We start from the raw sequence: 18,889 nt of genomic DNA on the forward strand, positions 1-18,889 counted from the left end.
CTGCCCGTTCAATCCCGGCCTCTAGCTTCTGGGTGCGATCCCACGCACTGAGGAGAAGACACTTGCGAGTCTTGGCCGTTGTTCCCGCCCGCGGAGGTTCGGCGGGCGTACCCCTGAAGAACCTCGCCCTGGTCGGGGGCGTCCCGCTGGTCACCCGCGCGGTACGGGCGTGCCTGCGGGCCGAGCTCGTGGACCAGGTCGTGGTCAGCACCGACCACCCGCAGATCGCCGAGACCGCCCGCGCGGCGGGGGCGGTCGTGGTGGAGCGGCCCGAGGAGCTGAGCGGCGCGACCGCCTCCAGCGAGTCGGCCGTGCTGCACGCCCTCGACGCCCTGGGCGAGGACCCCGAGGTGGTCGTTCTCGTGCAGTGCACCAGCGCGTTCATCGACCCGGCCGACCTGTCGGCCGCCGTGCGCAGGGTCCTGGACGGCGAGGCCGACTCGGTCGTGTCCGGGCTGCCCACCCACGAGTTCCTGTGGACGGCCGCGGGCGCGGGCGTCAACCACGACCCGGCCGTACGGCAGCGCAGGCAGGACCGCGAGCCGCAGTTCCGTGAGAACGGCGCGTTCTACGTCATGCGCACCGCCGGCCTGCGCGAGCACGGCCACCGCTTCTTCGGCGAGGTCGCCGTGCAGCCGGTGCCGCCGCAGCACGCCATCGAGGTCGACGACCCCGGGGACCTGGAGCTGGTGCGCGCCCTCGCGCCGTTCATCGACCAGCCCGAGCCGATCGACGTGGACGCGGTCATCACCGACTTCGACGGCGTGCACACCGACGACCGCGCCTACATCGACTCCGACGGCCGGGAGATGGTCCTGGTCAGCCGCTCGGACGGGATGGGCGTCTCGCTGCTGCGCCGCTCCGGGGTCAAGGTGCTGGTGATGTCCACCGAGCAGAACCCGGTCGTGGCCGCCCGCGCCCGCAAGCTGGGCGTGCCCGTGCTGCAGGGCCTGGCCGAGAAGCGCATCGTGTTGCGCGACTGGCTGGCCATCGAGGGCCTGGACCCGGCGCGCGTGGCCTATGTCGGCAACGACGTCAACGACCTGGGCCCGATGGCCGAGGTCGGCTGGCCGATCGCCACCCCCGACGCGCACCCGCGCGTGCGCGCCGCCGCCCGCGTGGTGCTGACCAGGCCCGGCGGCTCCGGCGCGGTGCGCGAGCTGTGCGACCTGGTGGTGGCGGCCCGGCCCGAGCCGCCGGTCGCCGAGGCCAAGGCCCGTCCGCGGCTCGGCCCGGTCGCGATCGGCGACGTGCTGGTCGGCGACGGCGAGCCCGTCTACATGATCGGCGAGATCGGCATCAACCACAACGGCGACCTCGACCTCGCCCGCCGGCTCATCGACGTGGCGGCCGAGGCGGGCTGCCAGGCGGTCAAGTTCCAGAAGCGCACCCCCGCGATCTGCGTGCCCGAGGAGCAGAAGGGCCAGATCAGGCAGACTCCGTGGGGCGAGATGACGTACCTGGAGTACAAGGAGCGCACCGAGTTCGGCTACGACGAGTACCGGCAGATCGCGAAGTACTGCGACGAGCGTGGCCTGCACTGGTTCGCCTCGCCGTGGGACGTGCCGTCCGTGGAGTTCCTGGAGAACATGGACGTGCTGACCCACAAGATCGCCTCGGCCAGCGTCGCCGACCACGAGCTGCTGCGCGCCCTGGCGGCCACCGGCAAGCCGCTCATCCTGTCCACCGGCATGTCCACGCTGTCGGAGATCGACCAGGCCGTCGAGATCCTCGGCACCGACCGGCTGATCATGATGCACGCCACCTCCACGTACCCGCTGCCGCCGGAGGAGGCCAACCTGCGCACGATCACCACGCTCAAGGAGCGCTACGGCGTGCCGGTCGGCTACTCCGGGCACGAGCGCGGCCTGCAGATCTCCCTGGCCGCGGTCACCCTGGGCGCGGTCTGCGTCGAGCGGCACATCACGCTCGACCGCACCATGTGGGGCTCCGACCACGCCGCCTCGCTGGAGCCGTCCGGGCTGGAGCACCTCGTCCGCGACATCCGCATCATCGAGCAGGCCATGGGCGACGGCGTCAAGCGCGTCTTCCCCGGCGAGGAGGCGCCCAAGGCCCGGCTGCGCCGGGTGACCGTCTGAGTCATGACGCCGACCACTCTCTCCGTCGTCGTGCCGGTGCGTGACGGCGAGCGCTTCATCGCCGACGCGCTCGCCTCGCTCGCCCGCAACGCCCGGCACGACTTCGAGTTCATCGTCGTGGACGACGGCTCCGTGGACGCCACCCCGGACATCATCGCCGACTTCGCCCGTGACCTGCCCGGCCTGGCCGTGCTGCGCAACCCCGCCCCCGTGGGGCTGGCCGACGCCCGCAACACCGGGCTGTCGGCCGCCTCGGGGCGGTTCGTCACGTTCATGGACGGCGACGACTGGCTGGCGCCCGGCTACCTGGCCGGGCTGGTGGCGGCCATCGACGGGCTCGGCTGCGACTTCGTCCGGGTGGACCACGTCCAGGTGGAGGGGCGCAAGCGGGTGGTGCACCGGGCCCCGCTGTCGCGCCGCGGCGTGGTGCTCGACCCCCGTGCGGCGATCCTGCCGGCGGGGGTGCGGACCATGGTGGACTACCCGTACGCGTGGGCCGGGGTCTACCGGCGTTCGCTGCGGGACCTGCTGCACTTCCCCGGCTCGCTGCACACCGCCGAGGACCGGCCGTGGATCTGGCGGCTGCACCGGGAGGCGGCCACGTTCGCGGTGGTGTCGATGGCCGGGGTGTTCTACCGGCGCCTGGTGTCCGGCTCGCTGACGCAGATCGGCGACGAGCGGCAACTGCACTTCTTCGACGCCTTCGAGCTGGTCCTCAAGGACCTGGAGCCGGAGTTCCTGCCCAAGGCGGCGCGCAACTTCTGCGCGCTGCTGGCCCACCACCTGGAGCTCGCGGGCCGGTTCACGCCCGCGCTGCGGGCCCGCTTCGAGGAGCGCGGCGCGCAGATGGTCCGCGGGCTGCCGTCCGCGCTGGTGGCCGACGCGGTGTTGCGGATGGCCGTCGAGCGGGAGGCCCTGCTGCGCGCCCTGGTGCCCGACATTCCCCCCAGCCCCCACGTCCGGATCCGCCGGGATCGGGAGGACTCCTGATGAAGGTCTTCTACGCCTCGACGCTGTTCGGCGCCATGTCGCTGGCCGCCGCGATCGACGACGGCCGCTTCGGCACGGGCCGGCGCGTGCTGATCGTGTCGAACAACGCGGCGATCCCCGAGGTGTCGGTGCCGCTCGACGGCGCGCCCGGCTTCGCCGTCCTGCGCTCGCGCTTCGACGAGGTGCACTCCTGGAACGACCTGATCGCCCCGCTGCACCCCTCCGACTGGCGGGCGCGGGTCATCGAGGTGCCGATGTTCGAGCGGCTGATCCGCTCCCACCTGGCCCTGGACGACGTCGAGGAGCTGGTGCTGGAGTCGATCGCGGTGCCGCCCGCGCGCACGATCGCCGGTCTGGTGCGCGACTGCCCGATCACCGTCTACTCCGACGGCCTGATGAGCTACGGCCCGACCCGCGACCCGCTGCCGGCCGAGATCTCCCGCCGCATCGAGCGGCTGCTGCACCTGGACCTGGTGCCCGGCCTGACCCCGCTGCTGCTCAGCGAGTACGGCGTGCCGCCCGTGGTGCTGCCCGAGGAGCGTTTCCTCGCGGTCGTGCGCGAGGTGGCCGCCACCGCGCCGGACATGCTCTCCGGGCAGGCGGTCATCCTCGGCCAGTACCTGTCGGCCCTGGAGATCGTCACGCCGGAGGAGGAGGCCGGGCTGCACGCCTCGATGCTGGGCGCGCTGGTCGCCCGCGGCTGCACCAGCGTGGTGTTCAAGCCGCACCCGGCCGCCGGACGCCGGCACGCGCAACTGCTGCGCGCGGCGGCCGAGCCCCTGGGGGTACGGCTGACGGTGGCCGGGGAGAGCGTGCCGGCCGAGGTGTGCTTCGCGGCGCTGCGGCCCGAGCTGGTCGTGGGCTGCTTCTCCACCGGACTGGTGACCGCCATGCGCTACTTCGGCCTGCCGGTCGCCACCTTCGGCACCGGCCTGGTGCTGGACCGGCTCACGCCGTACGAGAACAGCAACAGGATCCCGGCCACGATCGTGGACGCCCTGCTGCCCCGGCTGGGCGCCGACGGAGTGATCGACCGGCCGCCGCGCACGGACCTGCCGGCGCTGGTGCGCGCGGTCGGCTACTGCATGCAGGCCGACGCCTATCCCGAGCTGCGCCCGTCGGGGGTCGCGTTCGACCCGCGCTACTTCAAGCGCAAGCGCCTGGAGACGCTGGGGCTGGCCGAGCCGCCCTCGGCGCTCTCCAGGCTGCGCAGGAAGATCAGGTCAGCGATCTGAGGTAGCGGCGCACCCGCCGCCTGGCCCGGTAGCCCGCCCGCAACATCGTGGGCGGCACCTCCACCCGCAACCTGGCCCGGCGGCGGGCCGCGGCGTGCTCCGGGCCGTCCAGCAGCGAGCGGGCGGGCGGCCGCCCCCCTTCCGCGGCCAGTCCGGCCAGCAGGTCCGCCCAGTCGTCGCGCCCGGCGGGGTGGAAGTAGTTGGCCTCGCACCACCGCGGCTCGGCCGGGCGGAAGTCGCCCAGGGCCAGGTCGTCGAGCGTGCCGAGCAGGCCGCTGCCCTCGAACACCAGGTTGATCATCTCGGCGCTGACGCCGAAGTCGCTCAGCACCAGCGACGGCACGCCCATGGCGACGGCCTCCAGCGCGGCCGTCGAGCTGACCGTGACGAACCCGGCCGCCCGCGAGAGCTGCTCGTGCATCGACCCGGCCGCGAACGTCAGCCGGCCCGGCTCGCCCATCTCGCGCCAGAGCCGCTGGTAGTGGTGGCGTTCGTTGTGCGTCTGGCGCTCGTGCTCCAGGGCGCGCAGCTTGACCACGACCTCCAGGCCGGGGCGGCGTCCGGCCAGCTCGGCCAGGGCCCGCAGCACCCGCTCGCGCTCCTCCCGCGCCCGCGGCACCTTGGCCTGGGTGGCGAACACCACCCGGTCGCCGCCGCCGGCCGCCGCGCCGGGCCGCAGGAACGGCAGCCGGGCCAGCCCGACCGCCCCGCCTCCGCCGAGCCGCCCGGCGATCTCGGAGAACTCGGCCACCTCGCGCTCGCTGTGGACCACGAACAGGTCGCAGCCGCTGCGGAACAGCCACGCCTTCTCCGTGGCCGGGACCGAGATGCCGGGCAGCCCGCTGACGAACACCGGCCGCGCCCGGCCGTCCGGCCGCAGCCCGGCCAGCACGTCGGCCACCAGCACGTCCACGACCGGGCCCGTGCAGCCGACCAGGATCGCGTCGGGCCTGGTGCGCTCGGCCAGGCGGCGCAGGGACCGCGCCGAGAGCACCGGGGGCACCGCGCGCCCGCCCACCGCCGCCGCGATCTGCTCGGCCGAGGGCGCGATCGGGCTACGCACCACCACCAGCTCCGTGTCGCAGCCCGGGGGCAGGTCGTCGAGCAGGCAGGCCGCCCACTTCAGATACGAGTCGGAGTCGGCTACCGCCAGCACCCTCACCTGGAAGCTCCTGTCAAGTGCGATCGCAGGTCGGGGGCCGCCCTGCTCGTCCACCAGTCGTCGGGAACGTCCACCGGCTCGACCTCGACACCGCGCGGGCCGAGCAGCACCCGCAGCGAGGTGATCGCGGTCGAGGGAAGGCTGAGCACGCGCTGCCCCGCGTCAAGGCCGCGCAGCGTCAGCTCGGCCGGCACGCCCGCGTCGTGCACGGTGATGCCGGGACGCTCCCTGATCAGCGCGAGGTCGACGGGGTCCTCGCGGCGGTGCGGGTAGTAGGCCAGCGGCTCGCGGCCGGCCAGGTCGGTCAGCCAGCGCAGGTAGCGGTCGCGGTGCACCAGGCCGTTGCGGACCAGGGAGGTGCCGAGGACGACCGTGCGCTCGGCGGGGCCCTGCGTGCTCGGCGGCTGGGCGCGCAGCCAGGCGAAGTCGTGGTGCACGAGGTCGACGCCCGCCTCGCGGACGGCGTCGGCCAGCTTCTCGGGGACGGGCAGCGCGGTGAAGACCGAGACCCGGCTCATCCGCAGCCGCAGCGCGGCGGCCAGACCTAGCAATGCCCGCGCCCGCGACGGCGTCGCCCGCGCCCGCAGCAGCGGCCGGTACGGCCCGGCGGCCAGCAGTTCGAGCAGCCTGAGTGTGGCCAGGCCGTCGTCCACGACGACGATGCGGCCGGGGTCGGAGGTCAGCCAGCGCACCTGGACCTTGCCGGAGAACGCGTCGCCCACCGCCTGGACGCGGCGCGGCATGCGCTCGCGCGGCTCGTCCAGCACCAGGCCTGGAGGCAGGTCGAGGCGGCGCAGCTCCTTGCGGGTGGCGCGCAGCGGGCGCAGGCCGGCGCGCGGCACGACCACGGTGTCCGGGCCGAGCAGCCCGGCGTGGTGGGCCTCGACGGCGCACAGCATCTGGAGCGGAGACTCCACCCAGGCCGACGCCTGTCTGACCACTCTGTTTCCCCCAGCCGGTGGAGCGCCTTGCACGACCCGTCACAAGCTAACCCGGCCTGCTTAAGCCGCAAGAAACGACACGTGAACAATGGAGGGTATGAACTCGCTGATGCTCAACACCGACGGTGTGCAGATACCACAGCTCGGCTTCGGCGTCTGGCAGGTCTCTGCCGACGACGCCGAGCACGCCGTGACGACCGCGCTGCGCGCCGGATACCGGCATGTCGACACCGCCGCCGCCTACGAGAACGAGGAGGGCGTCGGCCGGGCCGTGCGCGCCGCCGGGGTGCCACGGGAGAAGGTGTTCGTCACCACCAAGCTGTGGAACGGCGACCACGGGCGGGCCGAGCAGGCCTTCGACGAGAGCCTGGCCCGCCTGGGCCTCGACTACGTAGATCTTTTCCTGATCCACTGGCCGGTTCCGGAGCAGGACAAGTACGTGCAGGCCTGGCGGGCGCTGGAGAAGATCTACCGTGACGGCCGGGCCAAGGCCATCGGGGTCTCCAACTTCACGGTCGCCACCCTGACCCGGCTGATGGACGAGACCGACATCACGCCCTCGATCAATCAGATCGAGCTGCACCCGTACTTCCAGCAGCGCGAGATGCGGGCCTTCCACGAGGCCAACGGCATCCTGACCGAGGCGTGGAGCCCGCTCGGGCAGGGCAAGGGGCTGCTGGCCGACCCGGCGCTGCGCGTGCTGTCGGAGAAGTACGGCAAGACGCCCGCGCAGATCGTGCTCCGCTGGCATCTCCAGCTCGGCAACGTGGTGATCCCCAAGTCGGTCACCCCGGCGCGGATCGAGGAGAACATCGACGTGTTCGACTTCATCCTCGACTCCGAGGACCTGGTGGCCATCGGCGCGATGAACTCTGGGCGGCGCATCGGGCCCGACCCCGACTCGTTCAACCTGACCTGAGCGCTCTACGATCTCGGGCGTGCGACATTTCACCTGGGGAATAGCGGCGACCGGCGGCATCGCGCGTACCGTGGGGGCGGCCATCGTGGCCGAGCCCGGCATGCGGGTGGCCGCCGTCGGCTCGCGGAGCCTGGTCAGGGCGCGGGCCCTGGCCGACGAGCTGGGCGCGGAGTCGGCCTACGGCTCCTACGAGGCCCTGTGCGCCGATCCGGCCGTCGACGCGGTCTACGTGGCCACGCCGCACGCCCAGCACCTGGAGGTGGCCGAGGCGGCCATCGCGGCGGGCAAGTCCGTGCTGTGCGAGAAGCCGCTGGCGGCCAGCGTGGCCGACGCCGAGCGCATGGTGGCGCTGGCCCGCGCGGCCGGGGTCTTCCTCATGGAGGCCATGTGGATGCGGTTCAACCCGCTCATCCAGCGGGTGGCGGCCGATCCGCGTTTCGGGGAGATCCGCTCGGTGCGGGCCTCGTTCGGGTTCGCGCTGCCCTACGACCCCGCCCATCGGCTGTGGGCGCCGGAGCTGGGCGGCGGGGCCCTGCTCGACCTGGGGATCTACCCGTTCGGGCTGGCGCAGCTCCTGCTCGGCATGCCGCGTGAGCTGCGGATCACCGGCTCGCTGGCGCCGAGCGGGGTCGACGCGGAGGCGGGCGGGGTGCTGCTCTACCCGGACGGACGGCGGGCGCTGGTGGACGTGTCCCTGCTCGCCCATCACGCCAACGACGCGAGCGTGGTGGGCACGTCGATGCGGGCCGACATCCTGGCGCCGTTCTGGGCGCCGCAGCGGGTGCTGCTGTCGGGGCCGTCGATGGAGACGGAGGAGCTGGTGCTCGACCCGGCCGACAACGGGTACGCCGGGGAGCTGCGCGAGGTGCGCGCCGCCACGGCCGAGGGCCGGACCGAGAGCGCCGTCATGCCGCTTGACGAATCCCTTGCCATGATGGGGCTTCTGGCCGACGCGCGGGGGCAACTCTCCTAGCTGCGCCTTTAGGCACTTGCCTTCTTCTTGCCCGATGTATTACCTTGTGGGGCATCTCGCGGCAGACGTCCGGTTTGTCCGGCTTTGTCCAACCATCGCAAGACATTTCACAGGATCGTCCTGTGACCGCTGAATCCGCCTCCGGGCGGAACCGGGGACCCACGTCCTTTGGGGTGAATCGGCACTTCGGTGCCGTAGGGCAGCTTCCACGTCCGAACCCGTCAGCTAACCCGGTAAGCGGCATGGAAGCAAGGAGTAATGCCCTCGATGGCCAAGCACCGTCCCATCCGTGCCCCGAAGATCAACCACCTCCGCGCCGCGCTCGGCGCGACCATCATCGCCACCGCGATCGGCGCCCACGCCACCGCCGCCGGCGCCGACAGCGTCGACCCGGCCGCCTCCACCGGCCACTCGGCCGTCGCGCCGCAGGCCGCCGCCCAGGCCGGCAGGGCCGGGGAGACCCAGGTCAACGTCACCGCCGCACAGGTCCTGGCCGTGGCCAAGGCCCAGGTCGGCATCTCCGAGAACGCCTACGGCGGCGGCACCAAGTTCCAGAAGTGGTACGCCGACTCCCAGCGCGCCGCCGAGACCGTCGCCCGCGACGGCGGCAGCCGCCAGGACTACGTGAACGCCGCCTGGTGCTCGATGTTCGTCTCCTGGGTCGGCGAGCAGACCGGCGCCCGCCCGCAGGTCGGCTGGGACGCCTGGACCGTGGCCCACGCCAAGTGGTTCGCCGCCAACAAGCGCTGGGGCACCGAGGCCAAGCCCGGCGCCGTCGTCTTCTTCTCCTGGGGCGGCAGCAAGAGCCTGGACGCCATCCAGCACGTCGGCTTCGTCGTCAAGGACAACGGCAACGGCACGATCTCCACGGTCGAGGGCAACACCGGCAACGGCAAGGTGGAGGAGCGTGTCCGGCCGAAGTCGCAGGTCGTCGGCTACGGCTACCCGCAGTACGCGGGCTGACCTCCCCTGCTTCGAGCGCGGCTTCGAGCGCGCGTCCCGCACGAGGGACGCGCGCTCGCCGCGTCTCAGGGCCGGACCGCCACCAGCGAGTACAGCACCGGCAGGTGCGAGTCCCCGAACGGCAGCCGGTAGCGGCCGTCCTCGCCCTCGGTCAGCAGCCCGCGCGGGTCCAGCTCGACGGCGACGTGCTCGCCCAGCTCGGCCACCGTGAGCCCGGCGCGCGCCGCCGCCGTGACGATCTCGCCCACCGAGTACGGGTACTGGACGGTCTCCTGGGCCTCGGTCACCACGCCGGCGTCGGCGTACGTGCCGGTCACCGTCTCGCGGTGGGCCTGGCCGCCGCCGTAGGGCCAGTCGGCCACCAGCGGGTCGAGCGAGGCCACCGTCTGGTAGGCCGGATGCAGGTCGACCAGCACCAGCCGCCCGCCGGGCCGCAGCGCCATGGCCGCGCCGCGCATCCAGGCGGCCAGGTCGCCGATCCAGCACAACACGCCGTACGTGGCCACGGCCAGGTCGAAGCCCCCGGCCAGCGACTCGGGCAGCCGCTGCGTGTCGGCCTCCACGAACGTGGCCGCCAGCCCGGCCTCGGCCGCCAGGTCGCGGGCGCGCGCGACCGCCACCGGGGAGAAGTCGACGCCGGTCACCCGCGCTCCGAGCCGCGCCCAGCTCAGCGTGTCCATGCCGAAGTGGCACTGCAGGTGGAGCAGGTCCTTCCCGGCGACGTCGCCGGCCAGGCGGCGTTCGAGCGCGTAGAGGGTCTGCCGGCCGGCGAGGAAGGCGTCCACGTCGTAGAACCTGTCGGCGGGCGTGGAGCCGTGGACGCGGGCGCGCTCGTCCCAGAGGGCCCGGTTGGCGGGGAGGCCGGCTGCTGCGGGTTGGGGCATGGGCCGAGGATGGCACATCGGCCACGCGGTCGCACGACCGGTACCGTGCCCTGGACAACGAACGATCCGCCCCCGCGTGTCGATCCGGCGGGCGCCCGTTCGACGCTCGGGTGAGACCGGCTCCGCGGCGCGATCGCGGGCGGAAGGGACGGCAGAGTGAAGTTCATGATCGTCGGCAAGGCCAGCGCGGAGACCGAGGCGGGGGCGGTGCCCAGCCAGGAGGTCGTCGACAACATGCACGCCTACAACGAGGCGCTGACCAGGGCGGGGGTGCTGCTGGCCGCCGAGGGCCTCTACCCGAGCTCGCAGGGCGCGCAGATCGCCTACAGCGGCGGCCGCGCGAAGGTGATCGACGGCCCGTTCGCCGAGGCCAAGGAGCTGATCGCGGGGTTCTGGCTGATCCAGGTGAAGTCCAGGGAGGAGGCCGTCGAGTGGGCCCTGCGCGTGCCCGTCCCCGAGGGCTGCGACGGGATCGCGCTGGACGTGTGGCGGGTCTACGACGCCTCCGACGCGCCGGACGCGGCCTCGTCCGACCCGGTGGACGTCGAGCGGGAGCGGGCCATGCGCCGGCGCCTGGGCACGTGGGAGCCCTGACCGAGGCTTGCGGACCCCGGGCGGCGGCTGGTGTCATGTGCCGATGACGGCTTCCGAGGCACCCCGGACGATCGAGGCGGTGACGGCCTCCGACGCCCACCGGGCGGTCGAGGCGGTCTGGCGGATCGAGGCCGCGCGGCTCATCGCCGGCCTCGCCGGGCTGGTCCGCGACGTCGGCCTGGCCGAGGAGCTGGCCCAGGACGCGCTGGTCGCGGCCCTGGAGCAGTGGCCGGAGTCGGGCGTGCCACGCAACCCGGGCGCCTGGCTGATGACGGTCTCCAAGCGCCGCGCCGTCGACCTGATCCGCAGGAACGAGCGCATGTCCCGCAACCTGGCCGAGCTGGGCCACCGGCTGGAGAGCGCCGAGGAGCCGCCCGAGCCCGACGAGATCGAGGACGACCTGCTCCGGCTGGTCTTCACCGCCTGCCATCCGGCGCTGTCGATGGAGGCGCGGGTGGCTCTGACCCTGCGGGTGCTCGGCGGCCTGAGCACCGACGAGATCGCCCGCGCGTTCCTGGTGCCCGAGCCGACCGCCGCCCAGCGGATCGTGCGGGCCAAGCGCACCCTGGCCGACCGGGAGGTCCCGTTCGAGGTGCCGCAGGGCGCCGAACTGGCGGGACGGCTCTCGTCCGTGCTGGAGGTCATCTACCTGATCTTCAACGAGGGGTACTCGGCGACGGCGGGCGACGACTGGATGCGCCCCGGCCTGTGCGAGGACGCGCTGCGGCTGGGCCGGGTGCTGGCGGGGCTGATGCCCGCAGAACCCGAGGTGCACGGGCTGGTCGCGCTCATGGAGATCCAGGCGTCCAGGGCGGCGGCCCGGGTGGGGCCGTCCGGCGAGCCGGTGCTGCTGCTGGAGCAGGACCGCACCCGGTGGGACCGGCTGCTCATCGGGCGCGGGCTGGCGGCGCTGGCGCGGGCCGAGAAGCCGGGGGGCGCGTCCGGGCCGTACACGCTCCAGGCCGCCATCGCGGCCTGCCACGCCCGCGCGCTCGATCCCGGCGACACCGACTGGGTGCGCATCGCGAGCCTGTACGAGTCGCTGGCCCGGCTGGCCCGCTCCCCCGTCGTCGAGCTGAACCGGGCGGTGGCGCTGTCGATGGCCTACGGCCCGGCGGTGGGCCTGGAGCTGCTCGACCAGATCGTGGACGAGCCGTCGCTGAAGGGTTACCACCTGCTGCCGAGCGTCCGCGGCGACCTGCTGTTCAAGCTGGGCCGGCGCGGCGAGGCGCGGGCGGAGTTCGAGCGGGCGGCCTCGATGACCCGCAACTCCCGCGAGCGGGCCCTGCTGCGCGAGCGCGCCGCCGCCTGCTGAGGAACGGCGATCCCCTCTGCGGAGGGCGGACGTTGGAACGTGCCAGGCGGCCGTCACGCTCCGTGACAGCCGGGCCTGACCCGGAGCAAGCACGGAGGGTCCGGGCGACATGCCCTTGATGCGGCACGAAAGACGTCTCTTGAGGTGGGAGCGCTCCCAAACGGCCTTTCGCGCCCTTTGTGCCCTTCAATCCTGATTTTGGGGCGCAAAACGCACCATTGGTAACGGTTCCGTTTCGGTGGATTGACGGACACAGCCGGTAAGTGCACCCTTTGTGGGAGCGCTCCCAAACACTCCCACCGCGGCGGAGCGCGTGCCGCGGTGCACCTCCCCCACCATTCACCCGAGAAGGGGTCTCCCATGATGATCAGCAAGCGTCGCGGTCTGGCCGCGGCCTCAGCCCTGGCCGCGGCGGCGCTGACCGTCGCGTCGTGCGGCAGCGGCGACACGCCGGCCGCCGGCAGCTCCCCCGCTTCCTCCGCGGCGGCGGCCGAGCCCGTCACCATCCGGGTGCAGACCTTCGGCGGCGGCTCCAACTTCGGCTACAAGAACGCCATCGAGAAGTGGAACGCCGAGCACAAGGACATCCAGATCAAGGAAGAGCACCTGACCGACCAGTTCGAGCAGCAGTACTGGCCCCAGATGATCCAGTGGCTGCAGTCCGGCAACGGCGCCGGTGACGTCGTCGGCATCGACGAGGGCGGTATGGGCCTGGCCAAGGCGCACCCCGAGTGGTGGGCCGACCTGAAGGAGTACGGACTTGAGGGCCGCAAGGCCGACTACCCCGCCTGGAAGTGGGAGAACGGCGTCACCGCCGACGGCAAGATCTTCGGCCTCGGCACCGACATCGGCGGCATGAGCCTCTGCTACCGCGCGGACCTGTTCAAGAAGGCCGGGCTGCCCACGGACCGCGAGAAGGTCGCGGCGCTGTGGCCGACGTGGGACGACTTCATGAAGGTCGGCCAGCAGTTCCAGGCGAAGGTGAAGGACACCAAGTTCACCGACGGCACGAACACGCTCTACAACGTGGTGCTGTACCAGGAGGCGGCCAAGAACGGCAACGTCGCCTACTTCGACAAGGACAACAACCTCATCGTCGACAAGAACCCGGCGGTCAAGGCGGGCTTCGACTTCGCCTCCAAGCTCAGCCAGTCCGGCCTGACGGCCAAGCTGCGCAACTTCACCGACGAGTGGGCGGCGGGCACCCAGAAGGGCGCCTTCGCCACGGTCGGCTGCCCGTCCTGGATGCTCGGCGTGGTGTCGGGCAACGCCGGTGACGGCATGAAGGGCAAGTGGGACGTCGCCTCGGTGCCCGGCGGCGGCGGCAACTGGGGCGGCTCGTGGGTGGCCGTGCCCAAGCAGTCCAAGCACCCGAAGGAGGCCGCGCAGGTCGCCGACTACCTGACCAGCGCGCAGACCGAGGCGAGCATCTTCACCGACTTCGGCAACATGCCGAGCAACAGCAAGGCCCAGGCCGACACCGCCGTGCAGGGCGCGAAGAACGAGTTCTTCAGCGACGCCCCGATCGGTGAGATCTTCGCCAAGTCGGCGGAGAGCCTGCAGCCGGTCTTCCTCGGTGTGAAGCACGCGCAGGTCAAGAACGCGGTCGAGTCGGTCATCCAGGGCATGGACGACGGCTCGGTGGCCTACGACAAGGCCTGGCAGCAGCTGGTCGACGACGCGGTGAAGGCCGCGGGCTGATCTTGCTCCGCCCGGCCCGCGATCCGCGGGCCGGGCTTGCCGCCGAAAGGTCTGTTCATGAGCTTCGACTTCCATCCGCGGCCGGTGCGGACGAACCGTCGCCGTGCCCGCCCTCCCGGCCGCCTCTGGCGTTCACGACTTGACGTCAAGGCCATGCCGTACGCCCTGGTCTCCCCCTACTTCCTGCTGTTCGCCGCCTTCGGGCTGTTCCCGCTGGCCTTCACGCTCTACTACTCGCTCTACGACTACGACCTGGCCGGCGACACCAAGTGGGCCGGGCTGGGCAACTACGCCGCGCTGCTGACCGACGAGGACTTCTGGAACGCCGTCACCAACACCGTCGGCATCTTCCTGCTGGCCACGATCCCGCAGATGCTGATGGCCCTGTTCCTGGCCAACGCGCTGAACAAGAAGCTCCGCTGGCGCCTGCCGATCCGCATGAGCGTGCTGCTGCCGCTGGTCACCTCGGTGGTCGCGGTCGCGGTGGTGTTCACGCAGCTGTTCGCCCGCGACTGGGGCCTGGTGAACTGGGTCCTGGGCATGTTCGGCGGCGAGAAGACCAACTGGCGGGCCGAGCGCTTCCCGTCCTGGCTGGCCATCGCCGCGATGGTCGACTGGCGCTGGACGGGCTACAACGCCATCATCTTCCTGGCCGGCATGCAGACGATCCCCAAGGACCTGTACGAGGCGGCCGCCATCGACGGCGCGTCCCGGCGGCGGCAGTTCTGGCAGATCACGCTGCCGATGCTGCGCCCGACGATGATCTTCGTGGTGCTCAACTCCACGATCGGCGGCCTGACGCTGTTCTCCGAGCCGACCACCTTCTACAACGGCAACGTGGACGGCGGCTCCCAGGGCCAGTTCCAGACGGTGGCGATGTTCGTCGTCAAGCAGGGCTTCCGCGAGTTCGACTACGGCTACGCCGCGGCCGCCGCCTGGCTGCTGTTCCTGCTGATCCTCATCGGCGCGGCCGTCAACTTCCTGTTCGTCCGGCGGATCGGAGGCGCCAAGTGACCGCCTGGAAACCGACCGTCATGACGCGGGTCATGCTGGGGGTGGCCATCTTCCTGTCGGCGTTCCCGCTGTACTGGATGCTGGTCATCGCCTCGCGCACGAACTCCGACGCCGTGGCGGTGCCGCCGAAGTTCCTGCCCGGGGGCAACCTGGGCGAGAACATCGTGGCGGTGCTCAACAACGAGGACGCGCACTTCCTGCTCGGCCTGACCAACTCCTTCATCAGCGCGGCGATCGTCACGGTCTCCGTGGTGATCATCTCGACCCTGGCCGGGTTCGCCTTCGCCAGCCTGCACTTCAAGGGCCGCAACATCCTGCTGCTGCTCGTGCTGCTGACGATGGCGGTGCCGTTGCAGCAGATGGGCGTGGTCCCGCTCTACCGCATGATGGTGAGCCTGGAGTGGACCGGCACGCTCAAGGCGATCATCCTGCCGTACCTGCTCAACGGGTTCGGCGTGTTCCTGATGACGCAGTACACGCGTCAGGCCGTGCCGAACGAACTGGTCGAGGCGGCCAGGGTGGACGGCGCGGCGACGCTGCGGATCTGGTGGAACGTCGTGCTGCCGGCCGTGCGTCCGGGCATGGCGGTGCTGGGCATCAACACCTTCATGCTCATGTGGAACGACTACATGTGGCCGCTGATCGTGCTGACCCCGGACAACCCGACCGTGCAGATCGCCATCAATTCGCTCAACGCGCGCTACTCGACCAGCTACTCGCTGATCTTCGCGGGTACCGCGCTGTCCATCATTCCGCTCATCGCGGTATTCGTCGCATTCGGCCGCCAGATCGTCGGCGGACTCATGGAAGGTGCGGTCAAGGCGTGACGACACAAGAGGAACAGATTCGTCCCGGGCTGCGCTTCCCCGCCGGCTTCGCGTTCGGCGCGGCGACCTCGGCGTACCAGATCGAGGGCGCGGTCACCGAGGACGGGCGCGGCCCGTCCATCTGGGACACCTTCACCAAGACGCCGGGCCGGGTGCTCAACGGGCACCACGGGGACGTGGCCATGGACCACTACCACCGCTACCGGCAGGACGTCGCCATCATGGCGGAGCTGGGCCTGACGGCCTACCGCTTCTCGGTGTCCTGGCCCCGGGTGCAGCCGACCGGCTCGGGCGCGGTCAACCAGAAGGGCCTGGACTTCTACAAGCGGCTCACGGACGAGCTCCGGCAGAACGGCATCGACCCCTGGCTGACGCTCTACCACTGGGACCTGCCCCAGGAGCTGGAGGACAAGGGCGGCTGGCCCAACCGCGACACGGCCTACCGTTTCGCCGAGTACGCCTCGATCGTCCACGAGGCCCTGAAGGACCACGTCCACACGTTCAGCACGGTCAACGAGCCATGGTGCGCCGCGTTCCTCGGCTACGCCTCGGGCGAGCACGCCCCGGGCCGGCGTGAGCCGCGCAACGCGATCAGGGGCGCGCACCACCTCAACCTCGCCCACGGCCTGGCCGTCCAGGCGATGGACGCGCGCCGCGCCGGCGGCTGCGTCAACCTGTACGCGATCTCCCCCGAGACCGGCAGCGAGGCCGACCTGGAGGCGGCCCGCCGCATCGACGGCCTGCAGAACAGGTTCTTCCTGGACGCGCTGCTGACCGGCCGCTACCCCGAGGACGTCCTGAACGACATCCCGATCGACGACGACCTCGTGCGGCCGGGCGACATGAAGATCATCAACGCTCCGATCGACGTGCTGCTGGTGAACTACTACAGCCGCTTCACCGTCTCCGGCGCGCCCGGCGGCAAGGCGTCGGCGGCGGCGGCCCCCACGGACACGGCCTCGCCGTGGGTGGGCAGCGAGCACGTCTCGTTCGTCAACGGCGGCCGGCCGGTCACCGCGATGGGCTGGGAGATCGACGAGGGCGGCCTGGTGGAGGTGCTCACCCGGGTGGCGCGGGACTACCCGCCGATCCCGATGGTGGTCTCCGAGAACGGCGCCGCCTTCGACGACGTGCTGGCCGACGGCCGCATCCACGACGCGCAGCGGCAGGCGTACGTGGAGGCCCACCTCGGCGCGTGCCGGGAGGCGATCGACGCGGGCGTGCCCCTGCAGGGCTACTTCGCCTGGTCGCTGATGGACAACTTCGAGTGGGCCTGGGGCTACGGCAAGCGCTTCGGCCTGGTCCACGTCGACTTCGACACCCAGGAGCGGCTGCTGAAGGACAGCGCGCACTGGTACTCGGAGATCATCCGGCACAATAGGCGACATGAACCGACCGACTCTTGAGGCAGTCGCGGCCCGGGCCGGTGTGGGCCGGGGCACGGTGTCGAGAGTCATCAACGGCTCGCCGAACGTCAGCGCCAAGGCCCGCGAGGCCGTCGAGCTGGCCATCCGCGAGCTGGGCTACGTGCCCAACAGGGCGGCGCGTGCTCTCGTCACGCGCCGCACGGACACGGTCGCCCTGGTGGTGTCCGAGTCCCAGTTCCGGGTCTTCGACGAGCCGTACTTCGCCGGCACCATCCGCGGCATCGGCTCGGCGCTGGCCGAGACCGGGCTGCAGCTGATCCTGGCGATGGCGCGCTCCCCCGAGGAGCACGAGCGGCTGGAGACCTACCTGACGGGGCAGCACGTCGACGGCGTGCTGCTGCTGTCGCTGCACGGCGCCGACCCGCTGCCGGGCAGGCTGGAGGAGATGGGCGTGCCGACCGTGCTCGGCGGCAGGCCCGTCGGCCTCGACCCCTACAGCTTCGTGGACATGGACAACCGGGCGGGGGCCAGGCAGGCGGTCAAACACCTGCTGGGCCTCGGCCGGGCCGCGATCGCCACGATCGCCGGCTCCCAGGACATGGGCGTGGGCGTCGACCGTCTGGCCGGCTACCGCGACGCCCTGCTGCCCTCGGGGCTGCCGGAGATCGTGGCCTTCGGCGACTTCTCCGAGGAGAGCGGCGCCACCGCCATGCAGGAGCTGCTGGAGAGCCATCCCGACCTCGACGCCGTCTTCGCCGCCTCCGACCCGATGGCCCTGGGCGCGATGCGCGTGCTCAAGGCCGCGGGCAAGGCGATCCCGGGCGACGTGGCGGTGATCGGGTTCGACGACTCCAAGGCCGCGCTGCACGCCGACCCGCCGCTGACCACCGTCCACCAGCCGACCGAGGCCATGGGCCGGCAGATGGCCCAGCTCCTCGTGGCCCGCATCAACGGCGAGGAGCTGCGCCAGCCCGTGGTGATCCTCGACACGCACCTGGTTCGCCGAGAGTCGGCCTGACCAGGGGATATCCTGGCCCGGCTGCTCGCAGGCCCGACGAAAGGACCTTCTCCGTGCCCCAGCTCGAAGGCGGCGGCTACACCGCGCAGATCAGCCCGCGTGGCGCCGCGGTCAGGACGCTCAGGCACGGCGGGCGCGACCTGGTGACGACCTGGCCCGAGCAGGGCCCGGTCCCGTACTTCGCGGGCACCGTCCTTGCTCCTTGGCCCAACCGGGTGGGCGGCGCCCGCTACACCTTCCAGGGCCGCCCGTACCAGCTGGAGGTGACCGAGCCCGACCGCGGTCACGCGCTGCACGGCCTGGTCGCCGTCGTCGACTGGAAGGTGGCCGAGGCCGAGGCCGATCGCGCGCGCCTGACGTACGAGCTGGCCGGGGCCCCCGGGTACCCGTTCACGCTGGCGCTGTCGGTCGAGCACCGGCTCGGCCAGGGCGGCCTGACCACGACGGTCACGGCCCGCAACGCCGGCGAGGCCGACGCCCCCTACGGCTGCGGGCCCCACCCGTGGCTGCTGGGCGAGGAGCTGGAGCTGCCCGCCGCCCGCTACCTGGAGACCGACGACCGGCTGCTGCCGGCCGGCCTGGCCGACGTCGCCGGCACCCCGTACGACTTCGGCAAGCCGCGCCCGGTCGGCGACACCGTGATCGACCACGCCTTCACCGGGCTCGACCGCGGGGAGGTGCGGGTCGGCGGGGTGCGGCTCGCCTGGGACCCGGCCGTGCTGCCCTGGGTGCAGGTCTGCACGAGCCGGCAGCTGGGTTACGAGGGCGTCGCGGTCGAGCCGATGACCTGCCCGCCCGACGCCTTCAACTCCGGCACCGACCTGGTCGTGCTGCGGCCGGGCGACGAACACGTGGCGAGCTGGACGATCAGCGCCGCCTGAACCCGG

17 protein-coding genes and 1 riboswitch are annotated in these 18,889 nt (G+C 71.9%); of the genes, 14 read left to right on the forward strand and 3 right to left on the reverse strand.

What is annotated here, in order from left to right; all coding sequences use genetic code 11:
* Window positions 1-71 precede the first annotated feature (71 nt).
* Genes AB0J97_RS29785 through AB0J97_RS29795 form a run of 3 tightly spaced genes read left to right on the forward strand, consistent with a single transcriptional unit; the run spans window position 72 to window position 4,324 of the window.
* Window positions 72-2,099 carry an N-acetylneuraminate synthase family protein gene (locus tag AB0J97_RS29785; protein WP_364094458.1) on the forward strand — a complete coding sequence of 676 codons (2,028 nt, stop codon included), beginning with the start codon at window positions 72-74 and terminating at the stop codon, window positions 2,097-2,099.
* 3 nt (window positions 2,100-2,102) lie between these two features.
* Complete coding sequence (locus AB0J97_RS29790; protein ID WP_364094460.1) at window positions 2,103-3,089, forward strand: glycosyltransferase family 2 protein; 987 nt, start codon at window positions 2,103-2,105, stop codon at window positions 3,087-3,089.
* Complete coding sequence (locus AB0J97_RS29795; RefSeq protein ID WP_364094463.1) at window positions 3,089-4,324, forward strand: polysialyltransferase family glycosyltransferase; 1,236 nt, start codon at window positions 3,089-3,091, stop codon at window positions 4,322-4,324. The genes AB0J97_RS29790 and AB0J97_RS29795 overlap by 1 nt, the downstream gene beginning before the upstream one ends.
* On the opposite strand, the gene AB0J97_RS29800 is transcribed toward AB0J97_RS29795, so the two are convergent.
* On the reverse strand, window positions 4,308-5,486 hold the full coding sequence (locus tag AB0J97_RS29800; RefSeq protein ID WP_364094465.1) for a DUF6716 putative glycosyltransferase: 1,179 nt from the start codon (window positions 5,484-5,486) through the stop codon (window positions 4,308-4,310). The two genes, AB0J97_RS29795 and AB0J97_RS29800, sit on opposite strands and share 17 nt — an antisense overlap.
* Window positions 5,483-6,403, reverse strand: a complete 921-nt coding sequence (locus AB0J97_RS29805; protein WP_364094468.1) for a hypothetical protein — start codon at window positions 6,401-6,403, stop codon at window positions 5,483-5,485. The genes AB0J97_RS29800 and AB0J97_RS29805 overlap by 4 nt, the downstream gene beginning before the upstream one ends.
* A 121-nt stretch (window positions 6,404-6,524) precedes the next feature.
* Between AB0J97_RS29805 and AB0J97_RS29810 the strand changes: the two genes are divergently transcribed.
* From AB0J97_RS29810 to AB0J97_RS29820, 3 genes are all read left to right on the forward strand, one after another.
* Complete coding sequence (locus tag AB0J97_RS29810; RefSeq protein ID WP_357695877.1) at window positions 6,525-7,346, forward strand: aldo/keto reductase; 822 nt, start codon at window positions 6,525-6,527, stop codon at window positions 7,344-7,346.
* Window positions 7,347-7,365: 19 nt separating this feature from the next.
* Window positions 7,366-8,319 (forward strand): Gfo/Idh/MocA family oxidoreductase, encoded by a 954-nt coding sequence (locus tag AB0J97_RS29815; RefSeq protein ID WP_364094472.1) that lies wholly within the window; start codon window positions 7,366-7,368, stop codon window positions 8,317-8,319.
* 117 nt (window positions 8,320-8,436) lie between these two features.
* Window positions 8,437-8,574, forward strand: a riboswitch (cyclic di-AMP (ydaO/yuaA leader).
* A gap of 12 nt (window positions 8,575-8,586) precedes the next feature.
* Window positions 8,587-9,282, forward strand: a complete 696-nt coding sequence (locus AB0J97_RS29820) for a CHAP domain-containing protein (RefSeq protein WP_364094475.1) — start codon at window positions 8,587-8,589, stop codon at window positions 9,280-9,282.
* Window positions 9,283-9,347: 65 nt separating this feature from the next.
* Here the strand turns inward: AB0J97_RS29820 and AB0J97_RS29825 are convergent, their stop codons facing one another.
* Entirely contained in the window at window positions 9,348-10,166 is an 819-nt protein-coding gene (locus tag AB0J97_RS29825; RefSeq protein ID WP_364094480.1) for a class I SAM-dependent methyltransferase, read from the reverse strand.
* A gap of 165 nt (window positions 10,167-10,331) precedes the next feature.
* Between AB0J97_RS29825 and AB0J97_RS29830 the strand changes: the two genes are divergently transcribed.
* The 8 genes from AB0J97_RS29830 (at window position 10,332) to AB0J97_RS29865 (ending at window position 18,883) form a co-directional block, all read left to right on the forward strand.
* Window positions 10,332-10,760 (forward strand): YciI family protein, encoded by a 429-nt coding sequence (locus AB0J97_RS29830; RefSeq protein ID WP_364094772.1) that lies wholly within the window; start codon window positions 10,332-10,334, stop codon window positions 10,758-10,760.
* Window positions 10,761-10,803: 43 nt separating this feature from the next.
* Window positions 10,804-12,075, forward strand: a complete 1,272-nt coding sequence (locus AB0J97_RS29835; protein ID WP_364094485.1) for an RNA polymerase sigma factor — start codon at window positions 10,804-10,806, stop codon at window positions 12,073-12,075.
* Window positions 12,076-12,435: 360 nt separating this feature from the next.
* Complete coding sequence (locus tag AB0J97_RS29840) at window positions 12,436-13,776, forward strand: extracellular solute-binding protein (RefSeq protein ID WP_364094488.1); 1,341 nt, start codon at window positions 12,436-12,438, stop codon at window positions 13,774-13,776.
* A gap of 57 nt (window positions 13,777-13,833) precedes the next feature.
* Window positions 13,834-14,790, forward strand: a complete 957-nt coding sequence (locus AB0J97_RS29845; protein ID WP_364094491.1) for a sugar ABC transporter permease — start codon at window positions 13,834-13,836, stop codon at window positions 14,788-14,790.
* Window positions 14,787-15,617 carry a carbohydrate ABC transporter permease gene (locus tag AB0J97_RS29850; protein WP_357695863.1) on the forward strand — a complete coding sequence of 277 codons (831 nt, stop codon included), beginning with the start codon at window positions 14,787-14,789 and terminating at the stop codon, window positions 15,615-15,617. Before AB0J97_RS29845 ends, AB0J97_RS29850 begins: the two co-directional genes overlap by 4 nt.
* Window positions 15,614-17,023, forward strand: a complete 1,410-nt coding sequence (locus AB0J97_RS29855) for a GH1 family beta-glucosidase (protein ID WP_364094495.1) — start codon at window positions 15,614-15,616, stop codon at window positions 17,021-17,023. Before AB0J97_RS29850 ends, AB0J97_RS29855 begins: the two co-directional genes overlap by 4 nt.
* The gene (locus tag AB0J97_RS29860; protein WP_357695859.1) at window positions 17,004-18,002 is read left to right on the forward strand and encodes a LacI family DNA-binding transcriptional regulator; all 999 of its coding nucleotides are present in this window, start codon (window positions 17,004-17,006) and stop codon (window positions 18,000-18,002) included. The genes AB0J97_RS29855 and AB0J97_RS29860 overlap by 20 nt, the downstream gene beginning before the upstream one ends.
* A gap of 53 nt (window positions 18,003-18,055) precedes the next feature.
* Window positions 18,056-18,883: an aldose 1-epimerase family protein gene (locus AB0J97_RS29865; protein WP_364094499.1), complete on the forward strand. Its 828-nt coding sequence runs from the start codon at window positions 18,056-18,058 to the stop codon at window positions 18,881-18,883.
* The last annotated feature ends 6 nt before the right edge of the window (window positions 18,884-18,889 follow it).

This window comes from Nonomuraea sp. NPDC049607 (assembly GCF_040675375.1).
In the GTDB taxonomy this organism is placed as follows: Bacteria; Actinomycetota; Actinomycetes; order Streptosporangiales; family Streptosporangiaceae; genus Nonomuraea.

Bases quoted from the DNA above. Each gene is read 5' to 3' on its own strand.
- AB0J97_RS29790 (WP_364094460.1), top strand. From the start codon at position 2,103: ATGACGCCGACCACTCTCTCCGTCGTCGTGCCGGTGCGTGACGGCGAG.
- AB0J97_RS29795 (WP_364094463.1), top strand. From the start codon at position 3,089: ATGAAGGTCTTCTACGCCTCGACGCTGTTCGGCGCCATGTCGCTGGCC.
- AB0J97_RS29810 (WP_357695877.1), top strand. From the start codon at position 6,525: ATGAACTCGCTGATGCTCAACACCGACGGTGTGCAGATACCACAGCTC.
- AB0J97_RS29820 (WP_364094475.1), top strand. From the start codon at position 8,587: ATGGCCAAGCACCGTCCCATCCGTGCCCCGAAGATCAACCACCTCCGC.
- AB0J97_RS29825 (WP_364094480.1), bottom strand. From the start codon at position 10,166: ATGCCCCAACCCGCAGCAGCCGGCCTCCCCGCCAACCGGGCCCTCTGG.
- AB0J97_RS29830 (WP_364094772.1), top strand. From the start codon at position 10,332: ATGATCGTCGGCAAGGCCAGCGCGGAGACCGAGGCGGGGGCGGTGCCC.
- AB0J97_RS29835 (WP_364094485.1), top strand. From the start codon at position 10,804: ATGACGGCTTCCGAGGCACCCCGGACGATCGAGGCGGTGACGGCCTCC.
- AB0J97_RS29840 (WP_364094488.1), top strand. From the start codon at position 12,436: ATGATGATCAGCAAGCGTCGCGGTCTGGCCGCGGCCTCAGCCCTGGCC.
- AB0J97_RS29845 (WP_364094491.1), top strand. From the start codon at position 13,834: ATGAGCTTCGACTTCCATCCGCGGCCGGTGCGGACGAACCGTCGCCGT.
- AB0J97_RS29860 (WP_357695859.1), top strand. From the start codon at position 17,004: ATGAACCGACCGACTCTTGAGGCAGTCGCGGCCCGGGCCGGTGTGGGC.